Annotated in this window: 12 protein-coding genes; 10 read left to right on the forward strand and 2 right to left on the reverse strand. The window is 45.4% G+C overall.

The genetic code is table 11. From position 1 onward, the window contains the following. The 9 genes from AB4482_RS01720 to tldD all read left to right on the forward strand — a co-directional run. A partial coding sequence (locus AB4482_RS01720) for a DUF6701 domain-containing protein (protein WP_372180448.1) occupies nt 1–3045 on the forward strand: 3045 nt, incomplete at its 5' end. A gap of 240 nt (nt 3046–3285) precedes the next feature. Then, the gene (locus AB4482_RS01725) at nt 3286–4329 is read left to right on the forward strand and encodes a rod shape-determining protein (RefSeq protein WP_017062957.1); all 1044 of its coding nucleotides are present in this window, start codon (nt 3286–3288) and stop codon (nt 4327–4329) included. Nucleotides 4330–4423: 94 nt separating this feature from the next. Further along, nucleotides 4424–5311 carry a rod shape-determining protein MreC gene (gene mreC / locus AB4482_RS01730; RefSeq protein ID WP_372180450.1) on the forward strand — a complete coding sequence of 296 codons (888 nt, stop codon included), beginning with the start codon at nt 4424–4426 and terminating at the stop codon, nt 5309–5311. After that, complete coding sequence (mreD, locus tag AB4482_RS01735; protein ID WP_017061361.1) at nt 5301–5789, forward strand: rod shape-determining protein MreD; 489 nt, start codon at nt 5301–5303, stop codon at nt 5787–5789. Before mreC ends, mreD begins: the two co-directional genes overlap by 11 nt. Nucleotides 5790–5796: 7 nt before the next feature. Further along, nucleotides 5797–6420 carry a nucleoside triphosphate pyrophosphatase gene (locus tag AB4482_RS01740; RefSeq protein ID WP_017066953.1) on the forward strand — a complete coding sequence of 208 codons (624 nt, stop codon included), beginning with the start codon at nt 5797–5799 and terminating at the stop codon, nt 6418–6420. A 20-nt stretch (nt 6421–6440) separates the two neighbouring features. Further along, nucleotides 6441–7910: a ribonuclease G gene (rng, locus tag AB4482_RS01745; RefSeq protein WP_017061363.1), complete on the forward strand. Its 1470-nt coding sequence runs from the start codon at nt 6441–6443 to the stop codon at nt 7908–7910. 10 nt (nt 7911–7920) lie between these two features. Continuing rightward, nucleotides 7921–11796, forward strand: coding sequence for a YhdP family protein (locus AB4482_RS01750; RefSeq protein WP_372180452.1), 3876 nt, complete (start codon nt 7921–7923; stop codon nt 11794–11796). 94 nt (nt 11797–11890) lie between these two features. Next, on the forward strand, nt 11891–12703 hold the full coding sequence (locus AB4482_RS01755; RefSeq protein WP_017061365.1) for a carbon-nitrogen hydrolase family protein: 813 nt from the start codon (nt 11891–11893) through the stop codon (nt 12701–12703). Nucleotides 12704–12722: 19 nt separating this feature from the next. Further along, nucleotides 12723–14168 carry a metalloprotease TldD gene (gene tldD / locus AB4482_RS01760; RefSeq protein WP_372180453.1) on the forward strand — a complete coding sequence of 482 codons (1446 nt, stop codon included), beginning with the start codon at nt 12723–12725 and terminating at the stop codon, nt 14166–14168. A 108-nt stretch (nt 14169–14276) separates the two neighbouring features. Here the strand turns inward: tldD and AB4482_RS01765 are convergent, their stop codons facing one another. Then, the gene (locus AB4482_RS01765; RefSeq protein WP_017062953.1) at nt 14277–15656 is read right to left on the reverse strand and encodes a PhoH family protein; all 1380 of its coding nucleotides are present in this window, start codon (nt 15654–15656) and stop codon (nt 14277–14279) included. Nucleotides 15657–16122: 466 nt separating this feature from the next. Here AB4482_RS01765 and rapA point away from each other — a divergent pair, with 466 nt between their 5' ends. Further along, entirely contained in the window at nt 16123–19032 is a 2910-nt protein-coding gene (rapA, locus tag AB4482_RS01770) for an RNA polymerase-associated protein RapA (RefSeq protein ID WP_372180455.1), read from the forward strand. A gap of 92 nt (nt 19033–19124) precedes the next feature. On the opposite strand, the gene AB4482_RS01775 is transcribed toward rapA, so the two are convergent. Then, nucleotides 19125–20402 carry an NRAMP family divalent metal transporter gene (locus AB4482_RS01775; RefSeq protein ID WP_017061369.1) on the reverse strand — a complete coding sequence of 426 codons (1278 nt, stop codon included), beginning with the start codon at nt 20400–20402 and terminating at the stop codon, nt 19125–19127. Between the last annotated feature and the right edge of the window lies 1 nt (nt 20403).

Raw genomic sequence — 20403 nt, forward strand, 5'->3', positions numbered from 1 at the left:
TCAACTACAAACAAAATTGTTATCGAGGGCTCCCAAGTCTCTGGTGACATTACGAGTTCTTCTGAAACTGTAGAACTCGATGACTCTTATGTTATTGGTGATGTTAAAGCAGGGCAACCTAACTGGGGGACGGTTTATGTCAGTAATGGAACGGTGGTTGATGGTACTTGTTTGTATAAAACCGTGCCAGAAAGTGCGTGTGGGATAGAAGCACTACCCGATCCGATTGCCTTATATCATTTAGATGAAACAACATGGAATGGCTCGAACAATGAGGTAGTAGATAGCTCTGGTAACCAATTACATGGTAAATCGGTGAATGGAGCAACACCAGAGCCTGCATCTGAATTATCTGCGATCCCAACTATTGATTCTCTTGGAACTTGTGGTTTCGGAGGCTTTAATAATGATTCAAATCAATATATTAATATACCACATGATAATATTTTAAATATAGATAAAAACTTCACAATATCAGCCTGGGTTAAGCCCGTTCGTTACCCTACATCCGGTTTGTATTCTATTTTATCGAAAGATAATAACTATGAGTTTCACTTAAACTCAAGTGGTAAAATATTCTGGTGGTGGCAAGATAAAAACAAAAATGGGAACGGAAATGCTCAAACAAGAACATTAACAAGTGAAGTTAGCATTCCATTAAATGGTTGGTCGTTTATTACGCTTAGATATGACTCGGAAAATTATAGTAATAATAAATCTCTGGCTAGCATATTTATTAATGGAGAGGAACAGGGCGAACTTTTAATAAATGCAAATCGAAAGCTAGTAAATAATACTAAGCCTTTACAGATAGGCCAAGACCAGAATTTTTCAGGGCGGGCTTTTCATGGTTATATCGATGAAGTTCAAATTTTTGAACAGCCATTAACGAATAAACAAATTTTCCAATTATATAACCAGGCGCACTTATGTTCATATGTACCAGGTGATTCTATCGATCACTTTGAGTTTGAGCATTCAGGTAGCGAACTTACGTGCAACGCTGAAGAAGTGACGGTTCGTGCATGTGCTAATGAATCCTGTTCAGAACTGGTGACAGGAGATATTGATGTCACTTTATCTCCTGCAAATGTAGCAGGTGGTGGAGGTTGGGTTGGTGGTAATCAAATTCAGTTATCTAGCGGTACAGGAATATATTCAGTTCGAAAGAATACTGCGGGTAACTTGAGCATTGGCGTTATTGACTCTGATCCTGCGGTCAAACCAGGAGGGGAAACATTATGTTCGAGTGCTGGAGGTGGTCTGGGAAGCGGCAACTGTAACATTGAGTTTTTTAGTAGTGGTTTTGTCTTAGATGTACCCGACAAAATAGCGAACAGGCCAGTAACTGGTCATATTAAAGCGGTCAAAAGCTCTGATGATGCTCAAAGGTGTTTACCAAGTTTCCAGAACACTTCAAAGAATATCGAATTCTTTGGTAAGTACATTACCCCCGATTCTTCTGTCATTATTGGTAGTCCTATTATTGGTTTAGAAGTTGGCAGTGTTAAAAAAGATCTGGCAATGAACAGCGCTTCCCCAAAAGTATTTGCCGTTGATTTTGATAATTATGGGGAAGCAGAGTTTGATGTTAGTTATATTGACGCAGGAAAGTTACAACTTAATGCTCAGTATGAAGGTTCTGATGATGAACTTGGATTGGATATGCAAGGGAGTACCCAGTTCGTAAGCTTCCCTAAGCAGCTCAATATACAAGCTAAAAATACGGCTGGAAATAGTGGTTCCTGTGTAACTGAAGATTTAAGTTGCTCCGTTTTTGCGAAAGCCGGTGAGGCTTTTACATTAAATATTTGGGCTTCCGGCGATACTGGAGTAGTTACTCCTAACTTTAGCTCACAAGATATTTCTTTGAGTCATGAACTTAAGGCTCCAGTAGTTACCGGTACAGAACCTGGTTTACTTGGTAATGTTTCTTACAGTCATACCGCAATTAGTTCTGGGGTTAACTCTGTCGCTCAAAGTGTTTCTGAAGTAGGTATTTTTAACTTTTTAGTTGAAGAGTTACCTTCCTACTTAGGCAGCAACTCATTTACAGTTCAAGGTGCACAAACTGGTTCTGTGGGGCGGTTTACACCTTATTATCTTCATCTGAATGGCAACACACCGAGTTTTACTGAAGCTTGTTCAACATTTACGTATTTAGGACAAGCGATGGAGTTTAGTCGCTTACCTGAATTAACGGTTACTGGACGGTCGTTTGATAACGTGGGCAGTAACGGAGAGCAAGAAACGATCAATTATAAAATTGACGGTTGGTGGCGATATGCTAATCCTTGGGACTTTAGAACTTTCTGGGCAGAAAGTTCAACATTGTCAATTATTGATACCGATTCCAGTAAAGTTGTTAAAACCCAAGGTTTTGCTTGGCCGGGACAAGTCACTTTTGAATCTAACCTTCAATTGGCAAGCTTAGAAGAGGCTCAAATAGCTTATGTGAAACCGCTAACCTCCTTAGGACCAATCAATGAAGGGGTTGTCGTTCGTTTAGCTGTTAATGACACAAAAGATCTTGATGGTGTTTGTTATCAAACGAATGGAAGTTCTTCTTGCTCCGGTTTTGATTTTTCAGTTTCAGATTCACAACGTCAACGTTGGGGATACCTAGATCTAGCAGATACTTTTGGCCCTGAAACCTCAAGGGTGCAATCCGCTGTAACAAGCTACTATTTTGACGGTTTAAGCTTTAAAACGAATACCAGTGACTCTTGCAGTGACTTTTCGGTTGTGGATTTGAGCTTTGATGTTGGTAATGACTCAAGTGCTCTACCCGTTGGAGGTGGTGTTACCGCTGCCACCATAGAGTCGACGCCTATTCTTCAGTATGGCCAGGGATATATATCTTACAGTGCGCCTGGTGAGGGGAATCGAGGATCTCTAGAAAGTACGCTTGGATTTGAGTTGTTTCCGTGGTTGAGAAACGATTATAACCAAGATGGTATTTTTGACGATACTATATCGTACGAAGTTCGTTTTGGTTTGTATAGGGGGAGTGATCGAGTGATTTGGTGGAGTGAACAAAACTAGTACCACCTATTAGTGTTACGTATATTCGGTATCTACCGCGGTAACGATCGTGTGATCTACCGAGGTGAAAGTGGCTTAACAGGTCAGTAATAATATAATTTTTGCCCCTTAAGTTAGGAATCTGTAAGAAATTGCGGGTTTCAGTCCATGTTTGCACTTCAATGCCTTGCCGTAACAGCAAGGCATTGGTACATTTAGTGCAATTTTTGTCTTCTAATTCTTGCAGGATGAGCGAAGAATATGTTTAAAAAACTTCGTGGCATGTTTTCAAACGACCTATCGATTGATTTAGGTACAGCCAATACCCTTATTTATGTAAAAGGCCAAGGCATTGTTCTTGATGAGCCTTCAGTTGTAGCTATTCGCCAAGATCGTGCGGGTTCTGCAAAGAGTGTCGCTGCTGTTGGCCACGCTGCTAAGCAAATGCTTGGTCGTACGCCTGGTAACATCTCAGCGATCCGTCCAATGAAAGACGGTGTAATTGCCGACTTTTACGTAACGGAAAAAATGCTTCAGCACTTCATCAAACAAGTGCATGACAACAGTGTGCTTAAACCAAGTCCTCGTGTTTTGGTTTGTGTACCTTGTGGTTCAACACAGGTTGAGCGTCGTGCTATCCGTGAATCAGCGTTAGGTGCTGGTGCTCGTGAGGTTTACCTAATCGATGAGCCTATGGCTGCTGCGATTGGTGCTGGCCTACGTGTCTCTGAGCCAACAGGTTCAATGGTTGTTGATATCGGTGGTGGTACTACTGAAGTTGCGGTTATCTCACTGAACGGTGTGGTTTACTCGTCTTCTGTTCGCATTGGTGGTGACCGTTTTGATGAAGCGATCATCAACTACGTTCGTCGTAACTACGGCAGCTTGATCGGTGAAGCGACAGCAGAGAAGATCAAACACGAAATCGGTTCAGCTTACCCTGGCGATGAAGTCGAAGAGATCGAAGTACGTGGTCGTAACCTTGCTGAAGGTGTGCCTCGTAGCTTTAGCCTAAACTCAAACGAAATCCTTGAAGCACTTCAAGAACCTCTATCTGGCATCGTATCTGCAGTCATGGTTGCACTTGAACAGTGTCCACCAGAGCTGGCTTCTGATATCTCAGAAAACGGTATGGTACTAACAGGTGGTGGTGCACTGCTTAAAGACCTTGATCGCCTGTTAACAGAAGAAACAGGTATCCCTGTTGTTGTTGCAGAAGAGCCATTAACGTGTGTTGCTCTAGGTGGCGGTAAAGCTCTAGAGATGATCGACATGCACGGCGGCGATCTGTTCAGCGAAGAATAATATCTAGTGTTAGGCTCTTTTCTTATCTAGTTTTATGTAAAGAGCCTAGGACCTTGTCTATAGGATCAAATGTAGCTCTAGGACCAAATATAGAATGAAGCCAATTTTTGGTAGAGGTCCCTCTCTACAATTGCGCCTGTTTTTTGCTGTAATTTTATCAGCCAGCCTTATGCTGGCTGATAGTCGTTTAGATGCTTTCTCAAATGTTCGCTATCTATTAAACAGCATGGTTGCGCCTATTCAATATGCAGCCAACTTGCCTCGCACTATGTTCGATGGTGTTTACGACCGTTTTAGCACTCGCAAAGGGTTAATTGAATCTAACCATAATATTAAACGAGAAGTCTTGCGTCTGAAGAGCGAGCTGATTCTGCTTGAGCAATATCAAGAAGAAAACAAGCGCCTTCGTAAGCTGTTAGGCTCGCCGTTTATCCGTGATGAGAAGAAAGTCGTCACAGAAGTTATGGCGGTAGACACTTCACCATATCGCCATCAAATCGTGATCGACAAAGGTCAGATTGATGGGGTGTATGAAGGTCAGCCGGTGATCAACGAAAAAGGCATTGTCGGCCAAGTCACTTTCGTTGCTGCTCATAATAGTCGTGTATTACTACTCACTGATGCAAACAATGCGATTCCTGTTCAGGTTATTCGTAATGACATCCGTGTGATTGCTTCGGGCAATGGCATGATTGATGAGATCCAGCTAGAGCACATTCCAACCAGTACCGATATACAAGAAGAAGATCTATTGGTGACATCAGGTCTTGGTGGGGTATATCCAGAAGGTTATCCAGTCGCCTATGTTACGGCCGTTGATTACGACCCGAAACGTGAGTTCGCTGTGATTAAAGCAGAGCCTGTGGTTGAGTTCGATAAGCTCAGATACCTGCTGCTTGTATGGCCTGATGAAAACAAACAGATGCAAGCGGATCAATCGAGCATAGAACAAGCATTGTTAGAGGGCGAAGATGGCCAATAGCGTTTTGAGAAGCAAGGTAGTAATTTTCTGCTCATTTTTAATAGCACTGATTCTGCAGACGATCCCTTGGCCTGGTAGCTTAGATTTATTTAGACCATCTTGGTTACTGCTGGTTACGTGTTACTGGGTTTTGGCTCTACCGCATCGTGTTAACGTGGGTAGTGCTTTGATTTTAGGTTTATTGTGGGACCTTTTGATCGGCTCTACTCTGGGTATTCGAGGCATGATGATGGCAATAGTGATGTACATTATTGCGATGAACTTCCTCGTCATTCGTAACATGGCGTTATGGCAGCAAGCGATGATCATTGCCGCGTTAACGGTCTTGTTTGAGGTGTTGATCTTCTTTGGTGAATATTTGATCCAAGATGTTGTTTTCAATCCGTTATCGTTATGGAGCGCATTGATAAACTGTATACTTTGGCCTTGGATGTTTTTATTAATGAGACGCGTGCGTCGCCATTGGCATGTGAGGTAGCGTGACGATGGAAAAGAAACATTTAGTTTTGGCATCCGGCTCTCCACGCCGCAAAGAATTGCTATCTCAACTCGGTTATGAGTTTTCTGTCCTCGTAACCGATGTTGAAGAGTGTAAACACGCTCAAGAAACCGCCGAAGAATATGTTAAGCGACTATCTTTAGATAAAGCTTTAGCTGCGTTGTCTTTATTGAAAGATAACCCTTCTGAAAGGCAGCATGTCGTTCCTAGTTCTGATACTGTAGATCATGGCTCTGATATAGTCGTTCTTGGTTCTGACACAGTCGTCGTAAGCCAAGGGCAAGTGCTTGAGAAACCCACCGATTTTGCTGACTCTAAGCGCATGCTTACTCAGTTAGCGAATGAACGTCACCAAGTGATGACGGCGGTTTCTGTGGTTTCAGAAGAAAAACAAAGAACAGAAATCATTATTACCGACGTATGGTTTAAACCCCTCAGTGAAAAAGAAATAGAACAATACTGGCAAACAGGGGAGCCATGCGATAAAGCCGGTAGCTATGGGATCCAAGGTTTGGGCGGACGCTTTGTCACCCGAATCGAAGGTAGTTATTACGCCGTTGTCGGCTTACCTTTATTTGAAACGGACCAGCTACTGCAAGAATTCTTATAATTACTAATCTGAGGTGCACCATGAGTGCTGAATTGTTGCTGAACGTGACCCCGAGTGAAACTCGTGTGGCCATGATTGAAGGGGGGGCTCTTCAAGAGATCCATGTCGAACGAGATGCTCGACGCGGTATCGTAGGAAATATCTATAAAGGACGTGTAAGCCGTGTTCTTCCGGGAATGCAGGCGGCTTTTGTGGATATAGGCCTTGAGAAAGCAGCTTTTTTACACGCCTCTGATATTGTCCCACACACTGAATGTGTCGCTGAAAACGAAAAGAAACAATTTCAGGTTCGTGATATTTCAGAGCTTGTCCGTCAAGGGCAAGACATTGTGGTGCAAGTGGTCAAAGACCCTCTTGGTACTAAAGGTGCTCGCTTAACCACTGATATCACTCTACCGTCTCGTTATCTGGTATTTATGCCGGGCGCAAGTCATGTTGGTGTATCTCAACGTATCGACAGCGAGTCTGAACGTAACCGTCTTAAAAAAGTCGTGTCTCGTTACTGTGACGAACACGGTGGCTTCATCATCCGCACAGCAGCAGAAGGTGCAGATTCAAATGAGTTGGCACAAGATGCCGCATTCTTGAAGCGATTATGGCTAAAAGTATTAGAGCGTCGTGGTAAGCACAAGGCGCGTACTCGTTTGTATGGTGAGCTTTGCTTAAGCCAACGTATCTTACGTGACTTCGTCGGTACTGAGCTGAGCAAGATTCAGGTCGATTCTCGTCTAGAATATGAAAACCTAAAAGAGTTTACCTCTGAATACGTGCCTGAGCTGACAGACAAGCTTGAGCTGTATGAAGGTGATAAGCCTATCTTTGATATGTACGATACCGAGAACGAAATTCAGCGTTCATTGGATCGTAAAGTCGAATTAAAGTCTGGTGGATATCTGATTATCGACCAAACTGAAGCGATGACCACGGTTGATATCAACACTGGCGCGTTTGTTGGTCGTCGTAATCTAGAAGAGACGATTTTCAACACCAATGTAGAAGCGACTCAAGCGATTGCTCGTCAGCTGCGTCTACGTAACTTAGGTGGCATCATCATTATCGACTTTATTGATATGTTGTCTGAGGAACATCGTAAGCGAGTACTAACTTCTTTAGAGGCTGCGCTCGACAAAGACCGTGTGAAAACCAATATTAATGGCTTCACGCAGCTTGGGTTGGTTGAGATGACTCGTAAACGTACTCGTGAAAGTATTGAGCATATCCTATGTTCGAGCTGTCCTGCTTGTGAAGGCCGCGGCAGTGTGAAGACAGTTGAAACCGTTTGTTATGAAATTCTTCGAGAGATCACGCGAGTGAATCGTGCGTACGACGCCGATAAATTTGTGGTCTATGCGGCAGCTGCCGTAGCTGAGGCGTTAGAGGGCGATGAATCTCATGCGCTTGCGGAGCTTGAAGTCTTTATTGGTAAGCAAGTTAAAATCCAGGCTGAGCCTCTGTACATACAAGAGCAGTTTGATGTTGTTATGATGTAATGGAAATTTTGTGAGCTCAAGCGTTACTCTGATTCTACGTGCATGTTTATGGTTAGTGGTTACTCTCTTAGTAACGCTAGCCATTGCCGTTACTACACTGCGTGTAGCCTTGCCCAATTTAAACAAGTATCAATCTGAAATTGAGCTTTGGGTAAACCAACACTCCGGTTTTGATTTTTCGATTCAAGACGTGGGCGGTTTTTGGCGTAACACTCACCCCTCTATTGCTCTGCAAGGCGTTAAAGCTAGCCTCCCCAATGCAGAAGATGTGACCTTCTCTGTTGAGCGTGTTGAAGTCGAGTTTGACTTGATTCAATCGCTCGTGCAGATGCGCCCGGTTGTGGCCGATCTAGTCATGAATCAAATGTATCTTGATATCCGCTCAATTGATCTGTTTGCCGGACAAAATGGCAAAGACGAACCTACAGATCCCGAGTCTTCCAAGCGAGTGATACAAGAGCTCGATAATTTACTGCTAAAAACACTCGTCGATGTAACTGCAAAAGATTCTTCTATTCTTTATCACTCTGTTTCGGGTGAAGAACGTCAGCTCGATATAGAAACCTTAAAATGGCAAAATTCAGACAAACATCACCTTGCTGAAGGTGTGGTGAGTATCAAAGATGCCAATCTAAACTCTCTGTCAGTGAGTGCTAACTTTATTGATGGTGGGTCACTGACTGATGTGACTGGTGAGTTTTATGTCAGTGCCGACAGCATTTCTGTTAAGCCATGGCTTACGCATTATATGCAGGCGGAATCCGGCATTGAAACGGGTACTGTGAGCTTGAATAGCTGGCTTACGCTGCGAAATAGCAAGCCAGTGAGCGCTTATGTTGAGGTTTTACCCTCAGAACTGGCGTGGAACGAAGATGGCGAGCATGACCTCATGCTTGAGTCCGGTGTCTTTAAGTTGTCGCCGACTGATGATGGTTGGCAAGTAAATGGTCACTCACTAAACCTTAGAACGGATGACACACCTTGGCCGGAACTCGACGTAGCGTTCAAGTGGAATCAAGGTCCATGGCAACTCAACATTTCTGAGCTGGATATTGCGACTATTACTCCGTTGATTAAGCTGCTGCCTGACTCTGAACAATCAACCAAAATGATTAACGTATTGGCGCCGGGCGGCTCTGTTTCTGATATCCGTGTTTCCATGGGTTCGGGAATTGACAGTTTACGTTATTCAGCCAGTTTTTCTGATCTTGCTATCGAGCAGTGGGAACTAGTCCCAGGCTTTAGCCAAGTGTCTGGTAGTGTGTTTGGTTCGGCCTCGGAAGCGAAAGCTAGCCTGCATGTTATTGACGATGTGTTCCCTTATGGTGACGTATTCCAAGCGCCTTTGAATATCAAACAAGGTCAGGTTGATATTGTTTGGCAGCAAGATGAAAACGGCTGGAAGCTGTGGTCAGACAAAATCACAGCTGCCACCCCCGATTTACAAGTACTAGGCGCATTCCGCTTAGACTTCCCAAAAGATGCGAGCCCGTTTTTATCCTTCTACGGCGAAGCGGACGCTTACAATGTCGGTGAAACATGGCGCTACTTACCTACACTGGCTCTTGGGCAAGATCTAACAGACTACCTTTCAACTGCGATTCAAGCCGGTAAAGCGGATACCGTAAAACTGTTGTGGCATGGTGATTTGTCTCAATACCCATACACTAACCACGATGGTATTTTCCAGGTTTGGGTTGGCTTAGAAGATGCGAAATTCAGCTTTGATACCGCGTGGCCACTGATTACTGATCTTCAGCTTGATTTGTTGTTTGAAAATGATGCGATGCATCTGGATTCTCGCTCAGCTCAACTGATGGATGTGACGGCAGATCGAATCACAGGACGCATTCCTTATTTAGGGGAAGGCGGCCATATTGAAATTGAAGCTAAAGCGACGGCGTCTGGCAACGCAGTACGCGATTACATGACGTCTTCGCCACTGGTGGGCTCGGTAGGCGCAGCCTTAACCGCACTTCAAGTGAGTGGTGATGTCTCTTCGGAGTTCCAGCTGAATATTCCGTTTGATTCTGAAAAAGAAGCAAGAGCATGGGGTTACGCCGACTTAAGTGGCAACCATGTTGAGATTGAAGCGCCGCCAATGGTGCTCGAGAACACCACGGGTCGAATTGAATTTGATAATGACGTAGTGACGGCAAATGGCCTCGCTGCGGATCTGCTTAACCAAGGTATCTCGCTTGATTTTAAGGGCCTTAATGATGGTCCTGGCTATGCAGTTGATATTGATGTGTTAGGTGATTGGGACGTCAAGCCTCTAGAACCTTACATCGGTGAGCAATGGTTAAGCCGCTTATCAGGTCATGCGCAATGGCAAAGCCAGATTGATATCCAGCTGAATGATATCGGCTTTACCTACCAACTAGACTTACAGTCAGACCTAAAATACTTGGCGAGTGATTACCCATATCCATTGGCGAAAAAATCACTAGAAAGTGGCTCTGCAAGGCTACAGGCATCGGGTAACCAAGAGACGATTACCGCGCGCCTGCAATTGCCAAACACCAAGTACCAAGCTGAGATTGATATCACAGGCGACGTGCCTGAGTTAACGGCGACCAACTTAGTGCTTGGTCGCGGTGGCTACAAAATTAGCCCGGTGGTGGGCCATCACGCCCTGATTCGTACAGACAAATTCAATGCCGATGATTGGTTATCGGTTGTAATGGAACCGGTAAAGCCTTCAACGGCTGTACTTAGTCAAATGAACACGCCAACCATACCTGCGCCAAGCCGTATTACCTTTGAGAGTAAAGAGCTGATCTTGGGTGGTATCTCTTGGAATGACGTCGATTTTAGTGCTAGTAATAACAAACAGGCGTGGCAAATGGAAGTGTCTAGCCAAGAGCTAGAAGGGGATATTAACTACCTGCCTCCTTATGATTTGACAGTTTCACTGGATCGTCTGCATCTGTTTGTTCCTGAGTGGAGTGATAAGAACAACCAAGATCAGCAACTGCTGCAACGTAAAGAACAAGCTGCGCCATTGATATCCAAATTGGATAGAGAGATCCACGATGCGATGCCAAACCTGACCCTGACGCTGAACGACTTTTGGCTGCAAGGCTACAAGGTGGGTAAGGTCGATGTTGAAATGACGAGGAACGAAGATCGTATCGAGTGGAACAAAATCCAGGTGCGAAGCGGCGGTAACAAAGCGGATGTGAGTGGCTGGTGGGAACTGCAAGGTGACAAGAGTCATTCATCGTTAACCGTTGATGTTGAAGGTGAAAACAACAGCGAGCTCATGGAGCGCTTTGGTATTACTTCCGGGATTCAAAAAGCGCCATTCGCGTTGGAAGGTCAACTAAATTGGGATGGTTCGCCTTGGGGAATCAAAATGGATACCCTTGATGGCAACGTTAAAACCAAGTTTGGTAAAGGCATTATCTCGGATGTGAGCGGCGCAGCTCGATTACTTGGCCTGTTTAGCCTAGATTCGATCATCCGTAAGATGCAGCTCGATTTCTCAGATGTGTTTGATAAAGGTATGGCCTTCAACAGCATCACCGGAACGGGCGAGATTCAAAATGGTATCTTCCTGACCAATGATCTGAACATGGATGCGGTCGCAGGTGAGATGAAAATCAAAGGTATCGCTAACCTCAACACGCGTCAGGTTGATGCTGAGGTGAACTTTACCCCAGATATTACCTCGGGTATTCCCGTATTAACGGCCTTTGCGGTAACCCCTCAAACAGCGCTGTACGTATTGGCGGTGACCACGGTTATCTCGCCAGTTGTGGAAGTCTTTACCCAAGTAAATTATTCGGTGAAAGGACCATTGGATTCACCAACGGTGAGCGAACTTTCTCGTAGCTCTGGCGAGTTTCAGCTGCCAGAGAAGCTGAGAAAATTAGCCGAATAGGCCTTAAATTAGCCGAAAATACCTTATGCCCGAGTCAGCGAATATACGGTGAAATGCTGATTTCTGAATCATAATGAATGGAGGAGCGATACACATGGATTGTGTTGGGTTGATTCAAATGACATCTGGCCCCAGCCCTGAATTGAACTTTGAGTACCTTGCTCAAGAAGTTGCAAAGTGCAAAGAGTTGGGGGCTAAGTGGGTTGTTTGCCCTGAAAACGCGTTAGTTTTTGGCAGTAAAGCCGACTATCACCAGTGTGCTGAGCCTTTTAATGATGGCCCACTGCAAAAGAAAATCTCTGAGCTAGCAAAGCTTCACAGAATTTGGATCGTCATTGGCAGTATGCCGATAAGCACAACTAACGGAGTGACGACCACCACCTTGGTGATTGATGATTTTGGTTGCCTCGTTGCTCATTACGACAAGCTACACATGTTTGATGTGGATGTCGCTGACGCCCATAAGTGCTATCGAGAGTCGGATATTTTCACTCCGGGCAACCAAGTTGTGACAGCGGAAACGCCTTTTGGTCGCTTAGGTTTGAGTATTTGTTATGATGTGCGCTTTCCACACTTGTATTCAGAGTTACGTAAGCAAGGGGCACAAATCATTGTGGTGCCTGCGGCTTTTACAGCGGTAACGGGTCAAGCGCACTGGGAAGTACTATTAAGATGCCGCGCGGTTGAAACACAGTCGTGGATTGTCGCGGTAGGTCAAGGCGGAAAACACCCTTGCCAAAGAGAAACATGGGGACACTCAATGGTGGTTGATCCATGGGGACGAGTGGTCGCACAGTTAGACCAAGATCCTAAAAGTATGGTGGTTGAGATAGACACATCCAGTTGCGAGTCCATTAGGCAAAATATGCCCATCGCGCAACACTCTCGATTTACCAATCAATTTTAATTACAAACAAGAGCCATCTATGAGCATTAATCAAATTGAAGAAGCGCTACTGAACCCGACAGGGCTTACGGAGCAAAATATCGCAGATACATTGGCGAGTATTGCTACCCGCCAAATTGATTATGCTGATATCTACTTTCAGTCAAGCTGGCACGAATCTTTAGTGCTAGAAGACAGCATTATTAAAGACGGCTCTTTCAATATCGATTGCGGTGTTGGCGTTCGTGCAGTATCTGGTGAAAAGACTGGTTTTGCTTACTCTGACCAAATCCAATTGGATGGTCTTAAGCAGAGCGCAATTGCGGCTCGTGGTATTGCTAAACAAGGTCAAAACGGCAAGGTTCAAGCGTTCAAACGCAACTCTAATCAAGCTTACTATGATGCAGTTAACCCGCTTGCGAGTTGGGAAAAACAGCAGAAAACAGAATTACTAAAATCATTAGATGCTTACATTCGCACTAAAGAGCCGATGGTGACTGAAGTATCGGTGAGTTTAAGTGGTGTGCATGAGCAGATGCTGGTTGCTGCGACTGATGGCACTTACGCTGGTGATATTCGTCCGCTGGTTCGCTTGTCTATTAGCGTACTTGCACAGAAGGGTGATCGTCGTGAGCGTGGTAGCGCTGGTGGTGGTGGCCGTTTTGGTTACGACTTCTTCTTAAGTGATGACAAAGGCACTCAAGTTGCTTACCAATTTGCGGATGAAGCGATTCGCCAAGCATTAGTTAACCTTGAAGCGGTTGCAGCGCCTGCTGGTGCCATGCCTGTGGTTCTTGGTTCTGGTTGGCCGGGCGTTCTGCTGCATGAAGCGGTAGGCCACGGTTTAGAAGGCGACTTCAACCGTAAAGAGTCGTCAGTATTCTCTGGCAAAGTTGGTGAGCAAGTAACTTCAAGCCTATGTACGATTGTCGATGACGGTACATTAACGGATCTACGCGGTTCATTGAACGTCGATGATGAAGGTGTTAACGGTCAGTACAATACGTTAATCGAAAACGGCATCCTAAAAGGTTACATGCAAGATAAGCTGAACGCTCGTCTAATGGGTGTAGCACCGACAGGTAATAGTCGTCGTGAGTCATACGCGCATCTTCCAATGCCACGTATGACGAATACATACATGCTACCGGGCGAACACACACCGGAAGAGATCATCGCGACGGTTGAGAAAGGTATCTACGCACCGAACTTCGGTGGCGGTCAGGTCGATATCACATCAGGTAAGTTCGTATTCTCAGCGTCTGAAGCGTACATGATTGAAAACGGTAAGATCACTCACCCAGTGAAAGGCGCGACGCTAATCGGTTCTGGTATCGAAGCGATGCAGCAGGTGTCTATGGTGGGTAACGACCTAAGCATCGACCGTGGTGTGGGTGTGTGTGGTAAGGCTGGTCAAAGTGTGCCAGTGGGTGTTGGTCAACCAACATTGAAACTAGACTCGCTAACCGTTGGTGGTACTGAGTAATTCAGACTAACCTCTGCCGACTTACTTCAAAATATTAAATTGAAAAGCGCCTCCAATGTGAGGCGCTTTTTGTTTTTAGATTACTGATTCAGTGAGCGTATAGAGTCACTACATGTTCTCTTCCGCAAACTCAGCTAGTCGGCTACGCACCACACCATTGAGGTGGATGTTGGCACTGCCTTCGAAGTTTTTAAAACGCTCAACCATGTAGGTTAAGCCTGAAGTCACAGGGGTTAGGTAAGAAGAATCTATCTGCGCTAAGTTACCTGAGCAGACGATCTTAGTACCTTCACCACAACGGGTGATGATGGTTTTTATCTGTGAAGCGGTGAGGTTCTGACACTCATCCAAAAGCACAAAGGCATTTTGAATCGAGCGGCCACGCATGAAGTTGATTGATTTGAACTGGATATTGGCTTTGTCACAGATGTACTTCATCGAGCCTTCTGTGCAGTGGTCGTTCTTGTGCAGCGCTTCCAGTGTATCGGTCACTGCGGCTAACCAAGGTAACATTTTCTCTTCCTCTGTACCCGGAAGGAAACCTATCGATTCACCAATATCAGGGGTGTTGCGGGTTACGATGATCTTATCGAACTGTTTGCGCTCAATGGTTTGTTCAAGTGCAGCAGCCATAGCAAGCAGTGTCTTACCACTACCTGCCGCGCCAGTGAGAATCACAAGATCAATATCAGGGTCGAGCAGCGCATCTATCGCCATGCCTTGATAAACGTTCTTTGGTGTGATGTCCCATGCCCTGCGATTCATCAGCCTTTCGCGGCTGAGGTCTCTTAGCGTAATGCTTTCCGGCTCAATCTCCTCGACTCGAGCGGCAAAATCACTCTCTTCGTCAATCACATATTGGTTGAGGAAGGTTGGCTCGAACGGCGCTCTTGCTAAGGTGTGCAGCGTCTTGCCGCCTAAACTTCTGCTCTCGACATTATCGATACCATCCCAAAATGAGCCTTCCAGTTGTTGGAAGCCTTTGGTGAGGTATTGGATATCATCAATCAGTTGGTCAGTTTGATAGTCTTCAACAAAACGTACACCGGCGCCTTTTGCTCGTAAACGCATATTGATGTCTTTGGTGATGAGAACCACTTCGCGTGGTGCGCGTTTATTTTGAAGATAGAGGACAGCGTTGAGGATTCGGTTATCGCCCGCCTTGTCATCGGCAAAGGCTTTGATGCTTTCTTGAAGTTCGTAGTCAGCGAGTATTGAAATACTGCCAGATGCATTTATGTCTTTAGAAAAAGGGATGCCTTCCGATATTTGGTCTGGTGTGGCTTCCCTGAACAGGTCTTCGAGCGTTCGAATCGCAATTCTCGCATCTCGAGCAACGTCTCTTTTACTGTCTTTGATTCTGTCGAGTTCTTCTAGCACTGTCATGGGGATAACGACATCGTGCTCTTGGAAAGAAAATATAGCGAAGGGTTCGTGAAGTAGGATATTGGTGTCTAAAACAAATAGCTTCCGGTTGGTCTCGCCCATAGCATCTCCTTGCCGACGTGCGGCTTGCCTTGCATTCATTGAACGTAGATAAAGCTCATATAAAGATTAGTATCTGATTCTGGTGATAGTCAACTACTCACCTAAACTTCATCTAGAGGAACAGCACCATATCGTTACGAGTGAATATGGTGTATTCGTTTGAGAGCAGCAATCTGCTACCTATAGATTAACCATGAATTTTTGACAGTTTGATTGCACTGGCGAAAACAGAAAAAAAGCATGAAATCATCTCCTTTAGGCGTGACCTAAATCACAGCATCGAGTAAGATTAGCGACCTTTTTCTGCACCATTTTCTCGAGATATTTATTATTGAGAGCGCACTTAAAAAGTGGCTGCAAACTAGACATTTTTGGCTATATTTTTAGTTCAGGAGCGATAATGTTCTTGTTTAAAACTGCAGTTAAGAAGACCAAATTCCAACTATAAGATTGAGGTAGTCGATTCATGACATTTGCTTTGGGGCAACGCTGGATAAGCGATACGGAGAGCGATTTAGGTTTAGGTACCGTTGTAGCAATGGATGCTCGCACAGTGACACTAATGTTTGCAGCGTCAGAAGAAAACCGTGTTTATGCACGTACTGATGCTCCCGTAACCCGAGTAACGTTTAATGTAGGCGATGTCATCGAATGCCAAGAAGGTTGGTCTCTGTCTGTCGAAGAAGTTATCGAAGACAAAGGGCTGCTAACCTACTTAGGTACTCGCGAAGATACCCAAGAAACAGAAGTCACTCTGCGTGAAATCTTCTTAAGCAACCAGATCCGCTTTAACAAGCCACAAGATAAGCTATACGCAGGTCAAATCGACCGTATGGATAACTTTGTGTTGCGTTACCGTGCGCTAAGCAACCAGTACCAACAACACAAGAGCCCGATGCGTGGCTTGTGTGGTATGCGTGCTGGCTTGATCCCTCATCAGCTATACATCGCTCATGAAGTGGGTCGTCGTCACGCTCCGCGCGTTTTACTGGCTGATGAAGTGGGCCTAGGTAAAACCATCGAAGCGGGCATGATCATCCACCAACAGGTGCTGTCTGGCCGTGCTGAACGCATTCTGATTGTGGTTCCTGAAACTCTACAACACCAATGGTTAGTAGAGATGATGCGCCGTTTCAACCTGCATTTTTCTATCTTCGATGAAGAGCGTTGTATTGAAGCGTTTGCTGAATCAGACAACCCGTTTGATACCCAGCAGTACGTTCTGTGTTCTTTGGACTTCCTACGTAAGAGCCGTAAGCGCTACGAGCAAGCACTTGAAGGCGAGTGGGACTTGTTGGTTGTCGATGAAGCGCACCACCTTGAGTGGAGCCAAGACAAACCAAGCCGTGAATACCAAGTGGTTGAAGGCTTAGCGGAAAATACGTCTGGTGTGCTACTACTAACAGCAACGCCTGAACAGCTTGGTCGTGAGAGCCACTTTGCACGTCTGCGTCTGCTTGATCCTGATCGCTTCTACGATTACGAAGCATTCGTTGAAGAAGAAGACCAATACGCACCGGTTGCTGATGCAGTAACGGCTCTGTTCTCTGGAGTGAAGCTTGAAAACAGCGCGAAGAACCAGATTACGGAACTGCTTTCTGAGCAAGATGTTGAGCCTCTGTTCCGTGTGATTGAAGGTGATAGCAGCGAAGAAGAGCAAGCGTTAGCTCGCCAAGAATTGATTGATAACCTTATGGATCGCCATGGTACCGGCCGTGTTCTTTTCAGAAACACACGTGCTGCAATCAAAGGCTTCCCTAAGCGTAATGTAAACCTACTGCCGATGGAGATTCCAACGCAGTACACAACCTCAATGCGTGTATCTGGCATGATCGGTGGCAAAATGGCTCCCGAAGCTCGTGCAATGAAGATGCTGTATCCAGAAGAGATCTTCCAAGAGTTTGAAGGTGAAGATTCAAGCTGGTGGCAGTTCGACTCACGTGTTAACTGGTTGATTGAAAAGATCCAAGACAAGCGCAGCGAGAAAATCCTAGTGATCGCCTCTCGTGCAAGAACGGCTCTTCAATTAGAGCAAGCACTGCGTGAGCGTGAAGGTGTGCGTGCAACCGTATTTCACGAAGGCATGTCGATTCTAGAGCGTGATAAAGCTGCGGCTTACTTTGCTCAAGAAGAGGGCGGCGCTCAGGTTCTTATCTGTAGTGAAATCGGCTCTGAAGGTCGTAACTTCCAGTTCGCTAACCAACTTGTGATGTTCGATCTTCCATTCAACCCAGACTTGCTTGAGCAACGTATTGGCCGTTTGGACCGTATCGGTCAGCTGCGTGATATCGACATTCATGTTCCTTACCTAAAAGGCACATCACAGGCGATCCTTGCGCGTTGGTTCGATGAAGGTCTGAATGCATTTGCGGAAACTTGTCCAACGGGTCGCACGGTTTACGATAAGTACTCAGATGTTCTTATCGAGATGCTGGCTTCTGGTAACACTGAGCAACTTGATGAAGTGATTGAAGAGTCTGCCAAGCTAAATCAAAGCCTGAAATCAGATCTAGAAAAAGGCCGTGATCGCCTATTAGAAATGCACTCAAACGGCGGCGACAAAGCGCATGAAATTGCAGAGAAGATTGCCTCGACTGACGGCGACACTAACCTAGTAACGTTTGCACTAAGCCTGTTCGATACGATTGGCTTGAACCAAGACGACAAGGGTGAGAATGCTCTGGTTGTAACGCCGTCTGAGCACATGATGGTGCCAAGCTACCCAGGCTTACCATACGAAGGCGCAACCATCACGTTTGATCGTGATACTGCGCTTTCTCGTGAAGACATGAACTTCATTAGCTGGGAACACCCAATGATTCAGGGCGGTATCGATCTGCTACTGAGTGAAGGTGTTGGTGCATCAGCGGTATCACTACTGAAAAACAAAGCGCTGCCAGTGGGTACTATCCTGCTTGAGCTGGTTTACCTTGTGGATGCGCAAGCGCCGAAACGCAGCGGTATCAGCCAGTTCTTGCCTAAGACGCCAATTCGTTTGATGATGGATGGCCGTGGTAATGACTTATCAGCTCAGGTTGAGTTCGACAGCTTTAACCGTCAATTAAGCCCTGTAAACCGTCACCTAGCGAGCAAGCTAGTTAACTCGGTACAAGGTGAAATTCACAAGCTAATCGAAGCGGGTGAGACGCACGTACTTCCTAAAGTGGAAGAAGTGCGTGAACAAGCTCAACGAGATATGCAGACTAACCTGAACGGTGAATTAGAGCGTCTACAAGCGCTTAAAGCCGTGAATCCTAATATTCGTGATGAAGAGCTAGAGGTAATCGAAGCTCAAATCAATGAACTGACCGGTTACATCAGCAAAGCTCAGGTTCAGCTAGATTCATTACGCTTGATTGTGGTTTCTCACAACTAGTTTTGAATTAGCGAAATGCTTCAACGAAATAAGGCCTTCATTATGAAGGCCTTATTTGTATCTGTAGCTTAATTAACAATTCAAGTAGCTGGTTACATTAACCACTTCCACCAAACAAATACCGCTAGGAAACCAAATAGGTAAACAAGACCTGCTACAGACAACCATTTTAGTTTGCTGCCAATGGCTAGCGCTTCTGGAAGCTTAGCTTTGTTGACCAAGATGAAATTAAGCAGAGCGAAGAATGGCGTTGTTGCAAACGCGAGTACCATTGCGAAATCGAGCATAGGCATCAGTGCTGCGCTAAAGAACATCACAATCGCGAGTGCCGCGATAGAGACAATGATTATCCAGCCTTGCAGCATTCTTGGGCTTGAATCTTTTTTGAATAATAGACGTTGTGATTCAGCAAGCACGCGTGAGTAGCCATCGATAACGGTAATGGTGCTACCAAAGATACAGAAGAAAGCGATAAGAGCGATTAACGGGCGAGACCATTCACCAATTGTCGAAGCGTAGATGCCGACCAATTGATGAGTAAAGCCAACACCGGAGCGAGACAGTTCAACTCCCGAACCGTGAAGTACTAGCGCGCCTAACGCAACGAATACTAAAGCAAGCAGCGCCGTACCAATGTAGCCAACGTTAAAGTCGAACAGCGCTGATTGTGCGGTCACTTCCTGCTTCTCTTTTTGGCTTTTTAGCCACATAGAGGTGATGCTTGATATTTCGATAGGCGCAGGCATCCAACCCATGGTCACCACGATAAAACCAATAGCAGCCAATGACCAAGGCGACGGTGGAACAAAAGCAGCATCAGGTTCGACTGGAGAGCCGATAGCAATGGCGACTGCAGCTAAGGTTGTGATGGTTAAGATCGCCATGATCGCTTTAGATAGTGTATCTAGAGCACGATAATGGCCAGCAAACAGAATGATCAAACAGGTCGCTAAAACGATCATGCACAAGGTGCTAGTGGCTAAATCGAAAGGAACAAAGTAACTGAGTAGGCTTGCACTGAATAATAGCAGGGCAGCGGTATTCACGACCGCAGATATGGCACTCAAGATCGAAAAGATCACAAGGTATGGGCGGCCTAGGTTAGAGTAACCTTCCACCAAGCTTTGACCCGTTCCTAGCGTGTATTGGATGCCGGCTCTGAAGAATGGATATTTAAATACGTTAACGAGGATAATGAGAGCGGCAAGCTGCCAACCATAAATCGCACCCGCCTTGGTTGAGGCGACTAAGTGAGAACCACCTACAGCCGCTGCGGCCATCATAATGCCTGGACCAAGAGACTTAATTAAACTTGATAGGGGAGCTGAGGTTGGTGTTTTTGTGTTGGTGGTTTTAACCGTACTGTCCATC

This window comes from Vibrio sp. 10N.222.55.C7, from assembly GCF_041473335.1.
In the GTDB taxonomy this organism is placed as follows: domain Bacteria; phylum Pseudomonadota; class Gammaproteobacteria; order Enterobacterales; family Vibrionaceae; genus Vibrio; species Vibrio crassostreae_C.

What these genes read in the sequence shown, in the direction of transcription:
- AB4482_RS01725 (WP_017062957.1), top strand. Translation starts at nt 3,286, where the DNA reads ATGTTTAAAAAACTTCGTGGCATGTTTTCAAACGACCTATCGATTGAT.
- mreC (WP_372180450.1), top strand. Translation starts at nt 4,424, where the DNA reads ATGAAGCCAATTTTTGGTAGAGGTCCCTCTCTACAATTGCGCCTGTTT.
- mreD (WP_017061361.1), top strand. Translation starts at nt 5,301, where the DNA reads ATGGCCAATAGCGTTTTGAGAAGCAAGGTAGTAATTTTCTGCTCATTT.
- AB4482_RS01740 (WP_017066953.1), top strand. Translation starts at nt 5,797, where the DNA reads ATGGAAAAGAAACATTTAGTTTTGGCATCCGGCTCTCCACGCCGCAAA.
- rng (WP_017061363.1), top strand. Translation starts at nt 6,441, where the DNA reads ATGAGTGCTGAATTGTTGCTGAACGTGACCCCGAGTGAAACTCGTGTG.
- AB4482_RS01755 (WP_017061365.1), top strand. Translation starts at nt 11,891, where the DNA reads ATGGATTGTGTTGGGTTGATTCAAATGACATCTGGCCCCAGCCCTGAA.
- tldD (WP_372180453.1), top strand. Translation starts at nt 12,723, where the DNA reads ATGAGCATTAATCAAATTGAAGAAGCGCTACTGAACCCGACAGGGCTT.
- AB4482_RS01765 (WP_017062953.1), bottom strand. Translation starts at nt 15,656, where the DNA reads ATGGGCGAGACCAACCGGAAGCTATTTGTTTTAGACACCAATATCCTA.
- rapA (WP_372180455.1), top strand. Translation starts at nt 16,123, where the DNA reads ATGACATTTGCTTTGGGGCAACGCTGGATAAGCGATACGGAGAGCGAT.
- AB4482_RS01775 (WP_017061369.1), bottom strand. Translation starts at nt 20,402, where the DNA reads ATGGACAGTACGGTTAAAACCACCAACACAAAAACACCAACCTCAGCT.